We start from the raw sequence: 17,754 nt of genomic DNA on the forward strand, positions 1-17,754 counted from the left end.
TCCCTGCCATAAGCAAAAACCAAGTTAAAAGGTACAGTTGTCAAGAAAAAGTATGGGTCTTGGGAACCAGGACTCCTGCCCTTGGAGGGAATGTCAGACCAAGAGAACTCCGCTTCTTTAGGCAATTCCCGATGAATTGGGCAGCCCACACTGTACTGTAGGTCAGTGTGTGGTAGTTCACTTCCTAGTCCCTAAACAACGGCGATGCATTCGATTTCGACTCGGACATCCTTTGGCAGACGGGAGACTTGGACGCAAGCGCGGGCGGGGGCAGTAGCTTCATCGAAATAGCGGGCGTAAACCGCATTCATAGCGCCAAAATCGTTCATATCTGCCAGGAAAACACTGGTTTTGACGACATTCGACCAACTAGCATCGGCAGCTGTCAAAATGGCTTCGATGTTAGCCATAACTTGTTCAGTTTGCTGGGTGATATCTCCAGTGCCGATAATTTCGCCCGTCTTGGGGTCGAGGGGAATTTGTCCGGCGACGAAAATCATTTGACCAGAGGCAGCGATCGCTTGATTATAAGGCCCTACAGGTGCAGGTGCGGCGTCAGTGCGAATAATTTTGCGAGTCATTACTAATAAGACAGGGAATAGAGACTAGGATTGTCTGATTATGAGTATATTTACCATATTTTGACCCTAAAAATTGCTGAAAACCCAGTTTTTTCAGACAATGCATCAGCTCGACTGTATCAGACATATGTTTAATTGACGCTGATAGGTACAGGAGAGCTAGTCATGAACGGTAAAATTATGTTACGGAAAGTGGTAGCGATCGCTACCACAAGTCTTGTACTCGGTTTATCCGTTCCTGCAGCGGCGGGGGACGAAGTCGATATTTACACGCTATGCTCTAAATTTCCCTTAAATTCCCGCTGCCAAGGATACCAAATCCCAGTACCGCTTGAAGAACGCTCTGGAGATCTAGGCGAATGTAGCTTAAAGACAGGTGAAACTACCAAAGAAGGCGATTGTAAAGTACTTCTAACCGAGCAAAAGATAACCATCTACATGGAAGAAGGCGAAGAACTAGAAATTTTACAAGGGCAGAAAACCACAAGAGAATACAACATTTCTATCAAGGATATTACCGCGCTATCTTACAAAAAAGAGTCAAGAACCCCCACAAGTCGGCGCGTCAGAAACTTTCTCTTATTTGGAGTTTTGGGTGCTGCACTCACTCGACCAGATAAGCTAGCGCAAATAGATATTGGATTTACCGACTCATCGCCAAATCAACCAGTTGCAAATACATTGACTCTATTGCTCAAAAGAGACACTGGGACAACTTTAAAAGATCAGCTAGTGCAATTAACTGGTATAACTGCGGTTGAACCAGAAGCAAATAGTTAACAGCGGTCAAAACTTGCCAAAGCTTAGTGGCTAATAGCTAATTATCCAGGAAAAGACGAGCAATTAGCGATTAGCTACTTGCTCAATCTGCATACGTACTTTTGCACACAGACTGCTATCAAACCACCACAGAAGTTTGCTGTTGTGTAGGTAACACAACTATCCACTTACCTGTAATTGGATCTCGATAAGCCGTAAACGGATTCTGCTTCAACTTGACTTCTTTTGATTTAACCATAAAGATACACTCCTCTCTGGTTACAGATACATTTTACGCAATCTTTAATAACTGCCTGGGTGATTAAAGATTTGGTAAAATGTGATAATTTTATGCCTCAAGAGTGATTGCGATCGCACCCAATTAGCTCTCCCCTACTTATCATGGTAAATCTTGCTTTTTGGGACTTGGTCATAGAGCATAGGATAGTGAAATAATTTTTACAGATAATATTTTAGACGCTTACACTGGGTTTCAATTTAGTGCGACACAAAATTGTAGGGACACGGCAGGGGAAAAACTTTGGGGAATGGGAGAAAACTTACTTTAGCCTTAGTCCCTACCCGCCGGTGATTTTTCTGGAAACATTGCCGGGACAAGGCAGGGGAAAAACTTTGGGGAATGGGAGAAAACTTACTTTAGCCTTAGTCCCTACCCGCCGGTGATTTTTCTGGAAACATTGCCGGGACACGGCGGGGGAAAAACTTTGGGGAATGGGAGAAAACTTACTTTAGCCTAGTCCCTACCCTGTATTTAACGTTTCTTTAAGAAACCCGGTTTCTGGGGAAAATCAAATCGCAGCGATGCAGTCAATTTCGACCAATACATCTTTAGGCAGACGGGAAACTTGAACGCAGACACGGGCGGGCGCAGTCGCGTCATCAAAATATTTAGAATAAACCGCATTCATCGCCGCGAGGTCGTTCATATCCGCAAGATATACGGTAGTTTTGACTACATTTTCTAAACTAGCACCAGCAGCGGCAAGAATCGATTTGATATGTGCCATTACCTGTTCCGTTTGCTTTGCCACATCGTCAGTATAGACAATCGTACCAACTCTAGGGTCAATAGCAATTTGACCCGCCACAAATATCATTTTACCGCTAGCAACAATAGCTTGATTGTATCGTCCTAATTGTGAGGGTACTTCCTCTGTGCGAATGACTTTGCGAGTTGTTGGTATTGGGTTTTCTAGCGATGCTGATTCGATTAGGGGTTCTGCCTCAAAAGCTTTTGATTTGTATACTTCTTTATCCGGCATTATCGCACCGCTGAAGTCAGCGTTTTGAAGGCTGGATCCATAAAGGTTAGAGTCAGTCAAATCAGCTTTCTTCAGGTTGGCATTTATCAGATTTACATTGATCAAATTAGCCTTTTGCCAACCCGCTCTTTCTAGATTTATGCCTGGCAAGCAAGCGTTTCTAAAGTTTACCTCTGTAAGAGCTGCTGCTCCCAAATCCACTTCAGCAAAATTCATGCCTGACAAATCATATCTAGGCAGCTTTACACCCCGAAGCTTAGCACCTTGAAGATTAGCATCTTTAATTGTAATCGCATCTAGGTTGGCTCGACTCAAATCGGCTCCTGTCAAGTCGGCTTCAGCAAGATTGGCATAGTACAAATTGGCTCTAACGAGGTTGGCTTCGATCAAAGAAGCTTTAGTTAGTTTGACAGATTCTAGTTTGGCATCACTGAGGTTTGCATTGTCCAGATTAGCATTACTCAAATTAGCGCTACTCAAGGTGGCACTACTCAAGTTAGCACCGCTGAGTTCTGCCAAACTAAAATTGACTGAACCAGCATGAACACCACTCAAATTTGCACCAACCAGGGATGCTCTACTAAAATTAGCTCCGCTGATTGTCGCATTAGTCAGGTTAGCCTCATCTAATTCAACCCCCGTCAAATCGGCACTTTTTAGTAATATCCCAGTCAGGTTTGCCCCTTTCAGGTTTATCCCACTGAGGTTTAAAGCTTTAAAGTTACGTTCGCCTGCTGCGTATCTTTCCAGAAGTTTATCAGCATCCATAATTACCCTCACAATCTCTGTGAGTTAGTCTACCCACCCAAGCGCTACTTCTAACGCCGAATCAGCAGACTTACTCTCTCTTCCTCTTCTTCTCTGCGTCCTCTGCGTCTCTGTGGTTCAATAAAACTAACCCAAACCAGGACGCAACTTATAATGCCGATAAATCCAATAATCCCGCAGAATCTTATCGTGGTCAAAACAAAGATTTCCCGGCACTCTCCAAGACTCAAAAACACCTAAATTCTTCGCATCATCCGCCGCTTGAGGTTCACCCGTCGCCGTAGCAATAAAAACCACACTCAAAGTATGCTGACGCGGATCGCGATTCGGGTCAGAATATACATAAAACTGTTCGATTAATTCCACCTTCAACCCCGTTTCTTCCTCAGCTTCCCGGCGCGCCGCCACCTCCACCGACTCGCCATAATCGACAAAACCACCCGGAATTGCCCATCCGAAAGGTGGATTTTTGCGCTCAATTAACACAATCGGTCGCTCGGGTCGGTCAATTAACTCGATAATGATATCAACTGTGGGGGTAGGATTTCGGTAAGCCATTTGATTTGAGATTTAAGATTTTAGATTTCAGATTTGGGATTGACCTGGCTATTCGCTTTTGTAGTCTACCAAACTTATCTAGACCCGATCGGGGATGCAGAACATCCACCCCCCGATCGGCGTCACCTATACCATGCCAGACGTACCGCTAGAGAAAGGTTTCAAAGCAGAGCCAACCATGATAATGTCAGAAAGGTGGCAAGCGATCGCAGGATAATTATGCCGTTTCCCAGGTCTAGTGGCATTTTGTTACACCCTACCTCTTTTCCCGGTCAGTACGGGATTGGGGACTTAGGGGCAGAAGCTTATCGGTTTGTAGATTTTTTAGCAGAAAGTTCCCAGCAATTCTGGCAGGTTTTGCCTTTAGGGCCGACGGGATACGGAAATTCTCCCTACATGTGCTATTCTGCCGTAGCGGGAAACCCGCTATTGATTAGTCCGCAACGACTGTATAACGATGGATTGCTCATCGATGAGGATTTTGCCACCTTACCAGCATTTCCAGATGAAACAGTAGATTACGATCTGGTAATTCAAACCAAGATGCCCTTGCTAGAGAAAGCTTGGGAAAGGTTTCCAACCAATGCATCCAAAAATCTGCAATGGGAATTTCAGGAGTTTTGCGCTCGCAAAGCTTACTGGTTAAATGATTATGCCTTATTCATGTCGCTCAAAGATGCTTTTGAAGGCGACAGCTGGCACAATTGGAAACCTGCCATTTCCAAGCGCAAACCAGAAGCAATCGCAAAATGGGAACGCCGACTCGCCTATGAAATTTCTTACCAAAAATTTCTGCAATTCGAGTTTTTCCGCGAGTGGACAGAACTGAAACAATATGCCAACTCGAAGCGCATCCAAATTATCGGCGATATTCCCATCTACGTTTCCCACGATAGCGCCGATGTCTGGGCGAATCCGGAAATCTTCTGCTTAGACGAACAAACAGGCGTCCCCGCACTCATGGCAGGCGTCCCCCCCGACTATTTCAGCGAAACGGGACAATTATGGGGAAACCCAGTTTATAACTGGGAGCATCTGCAAAAGACAGAGTTTAAATGGTGGATACATCGCTTCGAGGCGTTGCTAGATTATGTCGATGTAATTCGCATCGACCACTTCCGAGGATTTGAAGCATATTGGGCGGTTCCCCAAGGCGAACAAACTGCTATGAATGGCACGTGGATGAAAGCACCCGGAGATGAACTTTTTCAACAACTAAGGCAACAATTAGGTAAATTACCCATCCTCGCCGAAGATTTGGGCGTCATTACTCCAGAAGTAGAGGCGCTGCGAGATCAATTTGAATTTCCGGGCATGAAAATTTTACACTTTGCCTTTGGTTCAGATCCAGGAAATAGCTATTTACCTTTCAATTATCCCAACAACTGCCTCGTTTACACTGGCACCCACGACAACAATACAACCGTGGGTTGGTTCGAGCAATTGTCAGACCATGAAAAAGATTACCTGTTGCGGTATTTAGGTCGAATTGGTGAGGCAGGAATTCACTGGGATTTAGTGCGTCTCGCACTCAGTTCGGTGGCAAATCAAGCGCTGATGCCGCTGCAAGATATCTTGGGATTGGGTAGCGAAGCGCGCATGAACCGTCCCGGCGTCGGCGAAGGTAACTGGGGGTGGCGCTATCTTCCCAATGCTTTAACTTCAGAAATAACCTACCGCCTCCGCCGCATGACCGAAATATACAACCGCGCACCCAAATAATTTCAGATTGCGGATTTTAGATTTTAGCGACGCGCCGCTTTTAATCTAAAATCTAAAATAACGTAAGTTGCTAGTTACATCGATCGGTAGTGGTAATGGGTAATGGGTAATGGGTAATAGGTAATGGGGAATTGTTAAGAGTAGGGGCGGGTTTGACCAATCAATCTGTGTCACCACCAGTAATGGCGGGTTTTACCAACCATTGATTGGCATCAAGAAATATTTGGTTAAACCCGCCCCTCCTAGTTAAACCAGCCCCTACTGCCTGTTAATTTAATTACCAATTACCAATTACCAATTACCAATTACCAATTACCTAAAATCAAACAAAATTCCATTATGTTTTTTCCCAGATCGAGCGGTGTTTTGCTTCATCCCACCTGTTTTCCCAGTCGATTCGGTATTGGCGATCTAGGTTATGAAGCGTATCGATTTATTGATTTTTTAGCAGAAAGCAATCAGCAATATTGGCAGATTTTACCATTATCAACCGGCGATGAAAACCCTTATGTATCTGACGGGGCAATGGCGGGAAACCCGCTGCTAATTAGCCCGGAAAAGTTGCGGGATGAGGGATTGTTATTTGATAGCGACTTTTGGAATTTACCAGAATTTAACTCAGAAAAGGTAGAATTTGAAAAAGTCAAGCAAACTAAGATGCCTTTGTTAGAAAAAGCTGGCGAGCATTTTAAAGTGAATGCTGACCCAGAAAAACAAAAGGAATTTCGGGAGTTTGGCGATCGCGCGCGCCACTGGTTAGATGATTATGCGTTATTTATGGCGTTTCGCGATACTTTTGGCAACGCTTGGTATGAATGGAAACCAGAAATTGCCAAACGCGATCGCCAAGCTATAGACTCATGGCGGCGGCGACTGGCACCAAAAATATTCTTTCACAAATACTTGCAATTTGAGTTTGACCGTCAGTGGTCGAATTTAAAGAATTATGCCAACGACAAGGGGATTAAAATTATCGGCGATATTCCGATTTATGTGTCCCACAATAGCGCCGATGTGTGGGCAAATCGGGAGATATTTTGTTTAGATGAAGCAACCAACCAACCCACCCTAGTTGCCGGGACGCCGCCCGATTATTTTAGTTCATCGGGTCAATTGTGGGGCAATCCAGTTTATAACTGGGAAAAATTGCAACAGCAAAACTTTCGCTGGTGGGTGCAGCGCTTCGAGACGGTATTAGATTATGTGGATGTAATCAGGATCGACCACTTCCGAGCATTTCAAGCTTACTGGGTAATAAAACCAGAGGAAACATCTGCTATTAATGGCAAGTGGGTAGAAGCGCCGGGAGAAGCTTTGTTGCAGCAGGTGCAAGAAAAACTGGGCGAACTACCGATTATTGTCGAAGATTTAGGCACAATTACCAAAGAAGTGTTGGAATTGCGGGATCGCTTTCACTTCCCCGGCATGAAAGTATTGCAATTCGCGTTTAACGGCGATCCGGATCATCCTTATTTGCCATTGAACTATCCGCGTCACTGCTTAGTTTATACCGGCACTCACGACAACGACACAACCGTCGGTTGGTTCGAGAAATCATCCGAGCGAGAAAAATATAGCATCCTGGCATATTTAGGTCGTACGAGTAGCGACGAAATTCACTGGGAACTGATCCGTTTGGCACTCAGTTCGGTAGCGGATCAAGCAATTATACCGCTGCAAGATCTGCTGGGATTGAGAAGCGAAGCGAGGATGAATAATCCCAGTCAAACACAAGGGAATTGGGTTTGGCGTTACCGAGGCGATCGGTTAACCGCAGAATTGCGCGATCGCCTCAAAACCATGACCACTACCTATGGTCGCGCCCCGATTCACTATTGAGCCTTCTGTCAGACTGGTAACTAGCAATTAGCCATTAGCCATTAGCGCTTTTAACGACCAATTGTCTTGAAGGTCAATGTTTTTGGCTGACCCAAGTCTCCCATTGGCTTGGCTTCCTCCTGATTAAAAGCCAAAATCACTCCCCCAGCATTGCCAGATCGGACAACCAGTTCCTGCTTAGCTGTCCAAGTGCGCTTCTCGCCTTTTTTGAGCAGCCCCTGATACTTGGTTTTACCATCCACTTTAACCCGCACCCAAGACTCTTCCTTAACCTCGATGTCCACTCGCACTGCCTCCCCCGGTTTAGCGACGGGGGCAGTTGGGGCGGTGCTGGCAACTTCAACACCTTCAGACTTGGATTTATCTGCCTTGGGCGATGTCCGGGGTGGGGCAGATTTGGCGGACCATCTTCCCCCTGCCACATTGCTCACTGGTGCTGGGGAACGCTCGATCAAGCTAGACAAACCAGTTACCGCACCGATAACCAAAAATATATAAAACAAGTAAAGGTGAACTGGCTTTAATTGAGGGGTATACCAATTGCGCCAGGAACGCTTGTTCTGAACACCTACTGCCGTAGGGAAGACGCTGGCGAATTCCGCCCCGTTCAAACCCAGGGCATCAGCATATCGCTGAATAAAACCTTTAATGTATACAGGTTCGGGTAGGGGTTCCAACCTGCCTTCTTCAATGGCATGTAGCAAACGCGCCTGAACCTTGGTCTTAGCGGCAACTTCTTCCAAAGTCAGCGCCTGTTCCTCGCGCAGATGGCGCAGGTAACCCCCCATCTCTGCTAGTTTCTCGGCTCGCTGTTGCTCAAGATAGGAAAGTATGTGCTCTTGTTGCTCCTGCTTCATAGACTGTGTTCCTTGACCTGTGCTGGCACATCTACATGAGTGTAGGGAGATTTAACCAAATTATCTGCTATCTCACAATACGTCGATCAACTCTTTACTACTGGGAGCGCAAGAAATTTAACTCAAATTCTTTCAGGGGACGATATTGACCGGGAGGGAGGGAGCGATCGCCAGGGGGTTGTAGTTGAATGGGGCCAATCGCGACGCGGTGCAGTTGTAGGACGGGGTAGCCCAATTGCTCGGCAACTCGTCGAATTTGGCGGTTTCTACCTTCTTTAAGGACGATTTCTAAAAGGGTTTTGTTGCTTTTTGGCTGGGTTTTTAGCAAAACGACTTGGGCGGGTAGGGTTTTTTTGCCATCGAGGACAACGCCAGAGCGCCAGGTTTCTAATATATCTTCCGAGGGCTGGCCTTGCACCCAAACATGATAAGTTTTGGCAACGCTATGTTTGGGATGGGAGAGGCGAAAGGTGAGGTCGCCATCGTTGGTTAGCAGCAACGCGCCTGTAGAGTCAGCATCTAGGCGTCCTACAGGGTGAATGCCGTGACCTTGCCGCAGTTTGGGGGGCAAAAGGTCTAGGACGGTGGGACGACCTTGGGGATCGCTACAGGTGGAAACGACTCCAGCGGGTTTGTGCAGCAGCAGATAAATCAGTGGGGGACGATGGGCGGGGTGGATCGATTTGCCATCGACTTCGATGCGATCGCGACTCGCATCGGCTTTTTGTCCCAAATCCACCACGCTGCCATTCACCTTCACGCGCCCAGCCAAAATCATTTCTTCGGCTTGGCGACGGGAGGCAATCCCCCACTGGGAGAGAATCTTTTGCAGTCGTTCTGTCATGGCTGGACTGCTTGAGCGCAAAGCTTCAAAATCAAACCGGGTAAAAATACAGCTAAACTATGTACGAATCTTACCTGATGGATGACGGTATCGTGCCAGACAAAACTTACTCAAATCAAGTATGCAAGCTTAACTCGACGGAAAGCTTCCTGTTTCAGCCAAGGGAGTCGGATCCAACAGTGTCCGCCAGCGTAAATTCCGCGCTTGCCGCACTTACAAGGGTTCTCTATTTTTTCTAGCCGATCTAACAATTGTTTTTGAAGCTAAGAGCCATTGTTCAACCATTATTTTCAGCCAATTTAACGAATCGTGGTAAAACGTACGACCTTTTTATAGGCTGGCTAGTTTTGCAGCGCAGCGACTCGTTTACAAACCAGAAGATTTTAAGCCTTGGTTTTCGGCAAAATCCTAAATATAGCATAAAATTACAACAAAGTCAATATGATAGAAAGAAATAACTAAGAGTAACTTTAGTAAAGTATTTGGCTATTTAGTCAAGCTCCCTAAAAACCAACAATCCCGTGCATAAATCTCAAGTATCTCAACCTTCACCGCCCAAGCAAAGTCGCGTAATGGGTAAGGCGCTATCGACCGCCGTGGCGCTGTGGCTGCGTTCGCAACTCGAAGGAGTCGAAGACCTGCAAGTTCAGATTGATACAAGCTCGCGGCTTGTTTTTGCGGGTCTGATTCCCAAAGTAGCAGTTTCGGCTCGCGAGGCCATCTATCAAGGGTTATATCTGCGTCAAATTTCCCTGATAGCAAAAGACATCCAAGTTAACGTGAGGCAAATTCTCAAAGGACAACCTTTGCGCCTTAACGAACCCATACCAGTGACTGGCGAGTTGCTATTGCAGGAATCTGACCTGAATAATTCTCTCACATCTCCCTTGTTGGCGAATGGCTTAACTGAATTTTTAGTCACCCTGGTTCAGGGGGCAGGGGGGCAAGGGAATCGAGCAAATTTATTAAAAGGTCAGCAAATCAGTTGGCAACAAATTAATCTCGCACCTTGTCAGCTAATAATTAATGGCGTTTGCTTTGACTTTAGCGGTCAGGAAACACCCGTTTCTATCCGAGCTAAGGTAAGAATAGAAAACGGGCATAAACTGCAACTCAATTCCATCCATATTGAATTGCTATCGCTACCCCCGATAGATTTAGATAGCTTTGAGTTAGATTTAGGCTCAGAAGTGGAGATCCAGGAATTAACTTTAAATCCAGGCGAGCTAATTTGTCGCGGGGGCATTTTAGTTAATCCTTAAGCGGTAATAGGTAACTCAAGTTGCTAGTTATCTCTCTCACAGCGGCTAATGGCTAATGGCTAATGGCGACATTGGTAAAAATCCTATATTAGCAATTAGCAATTAGCAAGCTGGCAACACCAAAGTTTATAACTAGCAACTTGAGTTAGGTAATAGGTAATTGAATTAAAAGGATTGTGGACTCCTGACCATTACCAATTACCAATTACCAATTACCAATTACCAATTACCAAGAATTACTTTGGCAGCAACGGTAAAAGTAGAGCCACAAAATAATAAGCCAGGGGAGCGGTAAAAACGTAACTGTCGGTGCGGTCTAAGATACCGCCGTGACCGGGAATTAGCTGACCGGAGTCTTTAACCCCCGCATCTCGCTTCATCATCGATTCGGTTAAATCTCCCAATAAGCTGGCGATACCTATTAGTAAACCCAAAGCCACGCCGGTAAAAGGCCAACCCGGCCAGTCTAGATACCATGCACCAGCGACGGCGACTGTTACACTGGCAGCGACGCCGAAAACAGAGCCTTCTACAGTCTTTTTGGGGCTGATATCACTCAGGCGAGTTTTGCCAAAAGATTTACCGAAAATATAAGCCCCGATGTCGGCGGCAATGATACAAGAAAAAGCGATCGCAATCGTGGCTAAACCTAGTGGCAATGCTTTAAAACTTGTCCAAGTTTCGGGCCAGTAACCGCCAAGGGGTAAGTTGCTAGACTCAGCACTGCCAAGACCTCGCAGTCGCACCCAGTAACTGGGCAAATACCCCCCATAAAACAGTCCCATAATTGAGGTAGAAATATCTGCGATCGTCGAAAGTTTGGGCTGAAATAGCAGATAAAAACAAATCGCCGTTCCTGCTAGGGGAAATAAAGCATCGGCTAAGTCGCAAGACATCGTAGAAACTGCAAGCATGGCTAGGCTCATCACCACCGTTGTTTTTGCTGCTGGCTCAATTCCCTTGGCTCGCGCTAGCTGAAAATATTCTTGCAGACCTAGATAGACAATAACGCCTAAACAAATGGTGAAGTACCAACCACCAAACACAATCATTCCCAACGCGAGGATGATAGCAACAATTGCACTGTAGATACGAGACCAAGGCATGTGAGGATTTTGGATATTGGGTTGTGGACACCCCCCTTGTCAAGGGGGGGCAGGGGGGATCCGATGGGGGATTTTGAGTTTTGGACACCCACCTTGACAAGGGGGGCAGGGGGGATCCGATGGGGGATTTTGAGTTTTGGACACCCACCTTGACAAGGGGGGCAGGGGGGATCCGATGGGGGATTTTGAGTTTTGGACACCCCCCTTGACAAGGGGGGCAGGGGGGTTCGGATGGGGGATTTTATTTTCTTTCAATCTAAAATCTAAAATCTAAAAGCTAAAATCTAAAATTTAGTCTAGCTTTTCGCCGCTCAGAATAAAAATGGGGTCGAGGGCGGCAAAGGTTTGATTGTTGCCCCGCACTTCTAAACGATTGACAGCAGATTGTACCACTTCGATGTTGCGGACTTGCAACGCGGCAAAGCTTTCTGAAATGGCGTAAAGACTCTCAAGACTGGAAGCAGTTACGACAATTCGACCAGCGGGTAACAAGTAGCGCCAAACTTCTTTGAGAATGTCTTTGATGGGGCGTCCTCCCTCGATGCAGACGCGGCTGGGGGGTGGGCTGAGGTCTTTGAGACACTCAGGCGCACTGGCTTCCATCACTTCTACATTGCCCACCTGAAACTGCTCGCAGTTGCGGCGGATCAAGCTTGCCACTTCTTCATCCCGTTCTACGGCAATAATCCGACCTTGGGGACAAAGTAACCCGACTTCCACCGGGATTGTACCCGTGCCTGCACCAATGTCCCACAAAACCGAGTCTGGTTCAAGCCGCAACTGGGAGATTAACAGCAGACGGACTTCTCGCTTACTCAAGGGTATACCGGGCAAGCGCTCGAACATGTCGTCGGGGATGCCTGGGGTAATGTAAGGCCATAGTTGAGAAGGCATAGAATTCCCTATTGGCGAGGATACCGGGCTGATTCCAACAGCGCTTAAGCAACTTCCTTCAAATTTCAGCTGGCAGCCGATTGGGAGTCGCAGATTGCGTGCAGCATCATAACTCAAGTTTATCGGTTGCTTGTTGCATTTTTTCGTTGCTATAAACAAATCTCGCTTGGGGTAGCAGCACAATCGCGATCGCGTTTATATAGTTTTTCCGGATTACATTGATAAGCTTGGCTTGAATCTCTCACATTATTTGCCACTGAAACTGAAAAGCTGATGGCATTGAGTCCCCATAAACAGCGGTATTATCAGCGAGGCCAAAGATCTGCAAGGCCGAGCAAAAGTTGTCACCTTGTCAGGTAAAAGCAGATAATTAACGTAAGTTGCTAGTTACATCCAAGGACGCTGGTAATGGGGAATGGGTAATTGGTAATTGTCCCGATTCCACCACCAATGAATCCAATTACCAATTACCGAGCGTCATCAACCCGGTTCCCGAGTTAATTTCTCCCTGTCAACCCCACGATTTTTCAGAGAAACCGGGTTGATTTGCCGCCAAAGCTTATAACTAGCAACTTGAGTTAATTAAACTGAAAATGGCTATGATTGAGAATCTTTAAGAAACCTGGATTCTGTTTGTAATCGCTCTAAAATTTTTTTGGCGGTGACGCAGGTTTTCACCTACGCCCCGCCTGCGACCATTGCGGCATTTTTCTGTAAACCAGAAAAACGATAAACCTCAATTCGTCGGCCTTTTCAGGCAAGGTTGTGAACTAAGGAATAGCCGCAACTTTAGTATAGCTAACAGTTGTGTTGAGGCTTTGCTTCTTGTTGATAATTAAAAACGGCGGGAGCGGGATTTGAACCCGCAAGTCCCCGATATGGTGGAGACACTACCAACGATAACCCTCAATTCTGCGGCCTGTAAAGGCAAGGAATCGAACAAGGGATCTTCCCGCCATAAATCTATTTTATCTAAAATCCTGCAAGGCGAATTTATATCGCCCTGCAAGATTTAAGTTAAAGTTCACCTGTTGCTAACATTTGGATAACGCGAGGCGTATTCGGATCGAACCCTGCTAAATCCCAAGAAAGCGGATCGTTAGGATCTACCAAACTAATCCGATAAGGTGCAAGCGTCACATACACCGCTTTAACATTTCGATTCACTTTCTTGCGATATTCTTCAAGTGCTTGAGAGGGATGTTTATAACCCGCCCAGCTTTCCGAATCAGTCCAAAAACAAACAACATCTGCCTTGAACTTATGCTTAATCATCCAGTCATAAGCAACAGACGCATCCGTACCTCCAAAGTTTTGGTTACTCGCCTTGCGAACGGCAGAACTAAAACTATCTTTTGCCGTGATATCCAAATTGCGGAAATCGGTTGCAAAGCCGCGAATTGTGTAATTTTTCTCAGCCTTCGCCGTTACTAATGCCATTGTGGTAGCAATTTCACAGCAACTCAGTCCCATATCGGCAACTAAGCTACTCATAGAACCCGACACATCCACGGCGTGCATGAACGCTTTTCCCGTTGGTTCTACCACTTCAAAAGATAGTTCAACCGCCGTTTCTAAAATGTCCACAATTCGGGTAACCGGGTTCCAAGTTTTCTGGCTGCGTCCCAATCTTCCACCCGATTCATATGTCTTGAGGGCTTTCAAAACATCAATCGGATGGATGCGACCTTTCCGCAAGTGTTCCTTGTTGTTGAGAACCGCTTCAACGCGCCTCAAATTATCGCATGCATCGGCTCTCAGCACGCCCAATTCTGTCAGCGAACCCAGGTTTCGCAGCATTGCGCCAATCGGCATTTGATTAAACAACAATTGCCATGCTTGCCGATCCATTTTGCCCACGGGTGCAGCCATTTCGTGAGTTAACCGACCCTTAGAAATAGCTTCGTGAGTTTGGTCGGGATTCCGCTTCAGCCACTCGTACCACCAAATTTGAGCCAGCGCTTCGGAAGGGATTTGGGTTGGTAATTCTTCCCAACCTTTGATGACCCAATTAAATAGCAATTGCTGGTCTTCTGTGGTTGGTTTAACGTGGAACATCCGCAAAGCATCGCGGTGAGAAAACCCTTGCCGCTGTTGATATTTCAGGAGTTGATAAGCTAACCCTTTAACATCTTCGCGAGAAAGCCAATTCTTACCCACTTCGCGAATCACTTTACCAAATCCCCGCAGGGATTTCGTATAGTTCAGCCATTCGTAGAAATGACTGCCGGTGCGAACAACTTGGGGGAAGATTTCTTGGAATGCCTTTTTCGCTTCTGGTGCTTCACCCATTGACAGCAATACCAGAGCCAAAATCGGGGCGCTGTTGTTAATAGAACGTCCATCGCTGGCGTAGAGAATTTCTTCGGCGACGCGGGTGGGGTTTTTGGCTACTGCTTCCCTCACTACTGCGACAAAATCCTCAGTTAATTCCTGCTTTCCCGCATAATAAGTACTTTTCGCCGTCCCAATTAATAGACACCGACGCAGCATTTTCCAAATGCCAGCATCGAACATCCACCCGCCAGAACGTCCCTGAATCATCTCCGCTTCCCGTCCAGGAATTGGCTGACTTTGTGGCGTTCCTTTCTGTTTTTGAGTGAAGAACTTATAGTTCATTTCTCCTCCGGCCTTTTCAGGCAAAAATGAAATAACGTGACAATAATTTGCGAATTTTATCTTAAAACTTGCTCGTCATGAATGGCTGGAGCTATAATTATTGGTATAGCTACTATTGCGTTTTTATGGTAACAGTAACAACACCTAAAAAACAGGTAAAATTTTATGAAATTACTAGCGATTTTCCTATCGACAATTACAATTGCCGTGTCCGCTTTAGCACTCCCCGCTCAAGCTGAGACTGTCTGTAAAGTTACAGACCCGACTGGTACTCCACTAAATGTTCGCGACAGACCCAATGGTAGAGTCATAAACACTTTAAGAAACGGCAGAGAAGTCCGTATTGATGATATAGCTTCTGACGAGCAAGGACGCTCGTGGGCTAAGGTAGGTAGCTATCAAAATGGTCGATACAGAGTGTGGGGATGGGTAATCAGAGAATTTATTAGCTGCTATAACCGCTAATCATCTCATGTCCTTAGGTATCGGTAGTGTATGGATGGCTAATTGCTAATTGCTAATTGCTAATTGCTAATTGCCTCCAGAGCAGCCATTAGCTATTAGCTATTAGCTATTAGCAGTTACACAACCGTTGCTATTGGACATGATATCAATCATCCCGATCTAAAACCTAAAATGGATTTGGTGTAGCAGAGCAGGATTTGAACCTGCATCTCGGCGAATCAAGGGGGGGTTCGTTTAATAGACGATAACCCTCGATTCATTCGGCCTTTTCAGGCAAAAAAATTGTGCTTTACCATTTAAGCTACCTGCCACATGGAATTTTAAATTTGAGATTTGAGATTGCAGATTTGGGATTTTAGATTTAATTAAATCTGCAATTATTGATTGGTGTGGCGAGGCAGGATTTGAACCTGCCACCTCCCGCTTATCAGGCGATAAACCTCAATTCATCGGCCTTTTCAGACAAGTTGCGAACAAGGATTTAGGCGCTCTATCCTCTGAGCTACTCGCCACATGGAATTTTAGATTTAATTACATCTGAAATCTGAAATCTTAAATCTGCAATTGTTGTAGCGGAGCGGGATTTGAACCCACATCTCCAGGAATTTGGAGCAGGTTTTGGGGTAAATTGTAAGTTGGTTGCGATAACCCTCAATTCTTTGGCCTTTGCAGGCAAGGAGCGAATCAAGGAAAAAAGTATAACTGCTCCGGGTGGCAACTCTACCATTTGAGCTATCCGCTACTTTTAGGGTTTAACTCCTTTGGGAAAAACTGCTTGTATTTATTACTGTAGTACATGTATTACTGAGTGTCAAGTAGTTGGGAAGCTAATTTTATGGCTGCGGCGGGGGTAGAGATTTTGCCTTCAATGCGGGCTAGCTGAATTTCGGTTAAAAGCCAGCCAACTTTTGGCCCTGCTGGGAGGTTAAGGGTTTTGATTAAATCTGTGCCGCTCACTAGCAGGGTGGGATGGGCAACTTGGTCATCGGGGATAAGATAGCGGTTAATTAAAGGTGCAATTTTATCGACCGAGATTCCCGTTGCTACTGCGACAACGGCTAAAGCTGGAAACACGACTCCCGCTTCGCGAAACAAAAAATACTGTTGGCGCAAAGACATTGGGGATATTTGCAATTGGGGCAAACATTTGAGGATAGTGGTCACGCCGCGAATTTCGGGGAGGCTGTATTTCATGGCTCTGAAAAAATCTTCAACGGAGGCGTTTTCTACGGAAATTCCAGACCGGGTGTAGTTTATGGTTACGGATGAGCCATTAATAGACTGGGCGGGCGAGACGCCCACCCCACAAGAGTTGGAACCGTCTTGTGGGATAGGCATCCTGCCTGTCCCACTGATAAAATCTGAGCTAAACCAAGTTTGTGGGATGAGTAGAGTGGCGAGTTTTGCGATCGCACTCCAACTCACCTTTCCCGCCGCTAACCCCGGAATACCAGAAGCGAGTTCTTCGGCTAATTTAGGCCATCTTTCTGCCAAAATTAGACTAGCGCGGTCAACTGCTGCCACTAGCTGCAAATTATGGGCTGTGACATTATCGTGCAGCGCCCAGCGGAGGATTCCATCTTCCCAAGCCGCAAGTAACCAGGGAGTACCTTCAGGACTGCCCAAAAGATAGCCTAATTCTACCCTTACTCGTTCCGCCGCAATTTGACCGAGTAAAGGCGCAAATTCGCGCATCGCAGCACGAGTTTGAGGTTCGATGACAAAACCAAGTTGGGAAGCTTGTCGATATCCCCGTAAAAGCCGCAGAGGGTCATCTTGCAGGTTCTGAGGAGATACCATGCGGATAATACCGATCTGTAGATCGGCACAACCTTGCAGCGGGTCGATCAGTTCCTGAGTATGGGGGTTGTAAGCGATCGCATTAATCGTAAAATCCCGCCGATTCAGATCCGTTTCCAGCGTCTCCCCCTCTTGCTGGGCAAAATCTGCGGTAGCATCCTTAAACACAACCCTGGCAATTTGTCGCTCGCGATCGAGTAAAACAAACCCAGCTTTGTAGTGACTCGCGATCGCGCGCGCCGTTTTCACCGCCCTTTCTGGCATGACAAAATCTAAATCCAAATACTCCCGCCGTCGTTGTAGCAACCTATCCCGCACCGCACCCCCTACCATATAAGCAGATGGGGGCAACCATTCCAAACCAAAAGGCCAACCTTCAGCAGACACAACAAAACCT

At 46.2% G+C, this 17,754-nt stretch carries 15 protein-coding genes and 2 tRNA genes; 6 read left to right on the forward strand and 11 right to left on the reverse strand.

Going from position 1 to position 17,754, the window contains the following annotated elements; genetic code table 11:
- Positions 1–191 precede the first annotated feature (191 nt).
- Positions 192–581 (reverse strand): RidA family protein, encoded by a 390-nt coding sequence (locus ACE1CM_RS11900; protein WP_374877686.1) that lies wholly within the window; start codon positions 579–581, stop codon positions 192–194.
- A 165-nt stretch (positions 582–746) separates the two neighbouring features.
- Between ACE1CM_RS11900 and ACE1CM_RS11905 the strand changes: the two genes are divergently transcribed.
- Positions 747–1,361 (forward strand): hypothetical protein, encoded by a 615-nt coding sequence (locus ACE1CM_RS11905; protein WP_374877687.1) that lies wholly within the window; start codon positions 747–749, stop codon positions 1,359–1,361.
- A gap of 480 nt (positions 1,362–1,841) precedes the next feature.
- Positions 1,842–2,024, forward strand: coding sequence for a hypothetical protein (locus tag ACE1CM_RS11910; RefSeq protein ID WP_374877688.1), 183 nt, complete (start codon positions 1,842–1,844; stop codon positions 2,022–2,024).
- Between the two features lie 125 nt (positions 2,025–2,149).
- Here the strand turns inward: ACE1CM_RS11910 and ACE1CM_RS11915 are convergent, their stop codons facing one another.
- Together ACE1CM_RS11915 and ACE1CM_RS11920 are read right to left on the reverse strand one after the other, a co-directional pair.
- Entirely contained in the window at positions 2,150–3,391 is a 1,242-nt protein-coding gene (locus tag ACE1CM_RS11915; protein ID WP_374877689.1) for a Rid family detoxifying hydrolase, read from the reverse strand.
- A gap of 126 nt (positions 3,392–3,517) precedes the next feature.
- The gene (locus tag ACE1CM_RS11920; protein ID WP_374877690.1) at positions 3,518–3,949 is read right to left on the reverse strand and encodes an NUDIX domain-containing protein; all 432 of its coding nucleotides are present in this window, start codon (positions 3,947–3,949) and stop codon (positions 3,518–3,520) included.
- A 195-nt stretch (positions 3,950–4,144) separates the two neighbouring features.
- Between ACE1CM_RS11920 and malQ (ACE1CM_RS11925) the strand changes: the two genes are divergently transcribed.
- Both malQ (ACE1CM_RS11925) and malQ (ACE1CM_RS11930) read left to right on the forward strand, forming a co-directional pair.
- Positions 4,145–5,671, forward strand: coding sequence for a 4-alpha-glucanotransferase (malQ, locus tag ACE1CM_RS11925; protein ID WP_374877723.1), 1,527 nt, complete (start codon positions 4,145–4,147; stop codon positions 5,669–5,671).
- Between the two features lie 339 nt (positions 5,672–6,010).
- Positions 6,011–7,510 (forward strand): 4-alpha-glucanotransferase, encoded by a 1,500-nt coding sequence (gene malQ, locus ACE1CM_RS11930; protein ID WP_374877691.1) that lies wholly within the window; start codon positions 6,011–6,013, stop codon positions 7,508–7,510.
- 50 nt (positions 7,511–7,560) lie between these two features.
- Here the strand turns inward: malQ (ACE1CM_RS11930) and ACE1CM_RS11935 are convergent, their stop codons facing one another.
- Positions 7,561–8,367 (reverse strand): helix-turn-helix domain-containing protein, encoded by an 807-nt coding sequence (locus tag ACE1CM_RS11935; RefSeq protein WP_374877692.1) that lies wholly within the window; start codon positions 8,365–8,367, stop codon positions 7,561–7,563.
- A gap of 97 nt (positions 8,368–8,464) precedes the next feature.
- The gene (locus ACE1CM_RS11940; RefSeq protein WP_374877693.1) at positions 8,465–9,211 is read right to left on the reverse strand and encodes a pseudouridine synthase; all 747 of its coding nucleotides are present in this window, start codon (positions 9,209–9,211) and stop codon (positions 8,465–8,467) included.
- A gap of 521 nt (positions 9,212–9,732) precedes the next feature.
- Between ACE1CM_RS11940 and ACE1CM_RS11945 the strand changes: the two genes are divergently transcribed.
- Positions 9,733–10,473: a DUF2993 domain-containing protein gene (locus tag ACE1CM_RS11945; RefSeq protein ID WP_374877694.1), complete on the forward strand. Its 741-nt coding sequence runs from the start codon at positions 9,733–9,735 to the stop codon at positions 10,471–10,473.
- A 236-nt stretch (positions 10,474–10,709) separates the two neighbouring features.
- Here ACE1CM_RS11945 and ACE1CM_RS11950 read toward each other — a convergent pair whose 3' ends face one another.
- From ACE1CM_RS11950 to ACE1CM_RS11960, 3 genes are all read right to left on the reverse strand, one after another.
- A complete protein-coding gene (locus ACE1CM_RS11950) occupies positions 10,710–11,579 on the reverse strand; it encodes a phosphatidate cytidylyltransferase (RefSeq protein ID WP_374877695.1) in 870 nt (289 codons plus the stop codon).
- Between the two features lie 291 nt (positions 11,580–11,870).
- The gene (gene cbiT / locus ACE1CM_RS11955; protein WP_374877696.1) at positions 11,871–12,473 is read right to left on the reverse strand and encodes a precorrin-6Y C5,15-methyltransferase subunit CbiT; all 603 of its coding nucleotides are present in this window, start codon (positions 12,471–12,473) and stop codon (positions 11,871–11,873) included.
- Between the two features lie 1,017 nt (positions 12,474–13,490).
- On the reverse strand, positions 13,491–15,092 hold the full coding sequence (locus ACE1CM_RS11960) for a TROVE domain-containing protein (RefSeq protein ID WP_374877697.1): 1,602 nt from the start codon (positions 15,090–15,092) through the stop codon (positions 13,491–13,493).
- A 165-nt stretch (positions 15,093–15,257) separates the two neighbouring features.
- Between ACE1CM_RS11960 and ACE1CM_RS11965 the strand changes: the two genes are divergently transcribed.
- On the forward strand, positions 15,258–15,557 hold the full coding sequence (locus ACE1CM_RS11965; protein WP_374877698.1) for a hypothetical protein: 300 nt from the start codon (positions 15,258–15,260) through the stop codon (positions 15,555–15,557).
- Between the two features lie 178 nt (positions 15,558–15,735).
- On the opposite strand, the gene ACE1CM_RS11970 is transcribed toward ACE1CM_RS11965, so the two are convergent.
- From ACE1CM_RS11970 to ACE1CM_RS11980, 3 genes are all read right to left on the reverse strand, one after another.
- A tRNA-OTHER gene (locus tag ACE1CM_RS11970) sits at positions 15,736–15,869 on the reverse strand.
- A gap of 77 nt (positions 15,870–15,946) precedes the next feature.
- Positions 15,947–16,069: transfer RNA gene (locus ACE1CM_RS11975), tRNA-Ile, on the reverse strand.
- Between the two features lie 289 nt (positions 16,070–16,358).
- Complete coding sequence (locus ACE1CM_RS11980) at positions 16,359–17,744, reverse strand: CCA tRNA nucleotidyltransferase (protein WP_374877699.1); 1,386 nt, start codon at positions 17,742–17,744, stop codon at positions 16,359–16,361.
- Positions 17,745–17,754: the final 10 nt, after the last annotated feature.

The sequence above is a fragment of the Microseira sp. BLCC-F43 genome, from assembly GCF_041929235.1.
Classification (GTDB): Bacteria; Cyanobacteriota; Cyanobacteriia; order Cyanobacteriales; family Aerosakkonemataceae; genus Microseira.

What these genes read in the sequence shown, in the direction of transcription:
- ACE1CM_RS11900 (WP_374877686.1), bottom strand. Translation starts at nt 581, where the DNA reads ATGACTCGCAAAATTATTCGCACTGACGCCGCACCTGCACCTGTAGGG.
- ACE1CM_RS11905 (WP_374877687.1), top strand. Translation starts at nt 747, where the DNA reads ATGAACGGTAAAATTATGTTACGGAAAGTGGTAGCGATCGCTACCACA.
- ACE1CM_RS11915 (WP_374877689.1), bottom strand. Translation starts at nt 3,391, where the DNA reads ATGGATGCTGATAAACTTCTGGAAAGATACGCAGCAGGCGAACGTAAC.
- ACE1CM_RS11920 (WP_374877690.1), bottom strand. Translation starts at nt 3,949, where the DNA reads ATGGCTTACCGAAATCCTACCCCCACAGTTGATATCATTATCGAGTTA.
- malQ (WP_374877691.1), top strand. Translation starts at nt 6,011, where the DNA reads ATGTTTTTTCCCAGATCGAGCGGTGTTTTGCTTCATCCCACCTGTTTT.
- ACE1CM_RS11935 (WP_374877692.1), bottom strand. Translation starts at nt 8,367, where the DNA reads ATGAAGCAGGAGCAACAAGAGCACATACTTTCCTATCTTGAGCAACAG.
- ACE1CM_RS11940 (WP_374877693.1), bottom strand. Translation starts at nt 9,211, where the DNA reads ATGACAGAACGACTGCAAAAGATTCTCTCCCAGTGGGGGATTGCCTCC.
- ACE1CM_RS11950 (WP_374877695.1), bottom strand. Translation starts at nt 11,579, where the DNA reads ATGCCTTGGTCTCGTATCTACAGTGCAATTGTTGCTATCATCCTCGCG.
- cbiT (WP_374877696.1), bottom strand. Translation starts at nt 12,473, where the DNA reads ATGCCTTCTCAACTATGGCCTTACATTACCCCAGGCATCCCCGACGAC.
- ACE1CM_RS11960 (WP_374877697.1), bottom strand. Translation starts at nt 15,092, where the DNA reads ATGAACTATAAGTTCTTCACTCAAAAACAGAAAGGAACGCCACAAAGT.
- ACE1CM_RS11965 (WP_374877698.1), top strand. Translation starts at nt 15,258, where the DNA reads ATGAAATTACTAGCGATTTTCCTATCGACAATTACAATTGCCGTGTCC.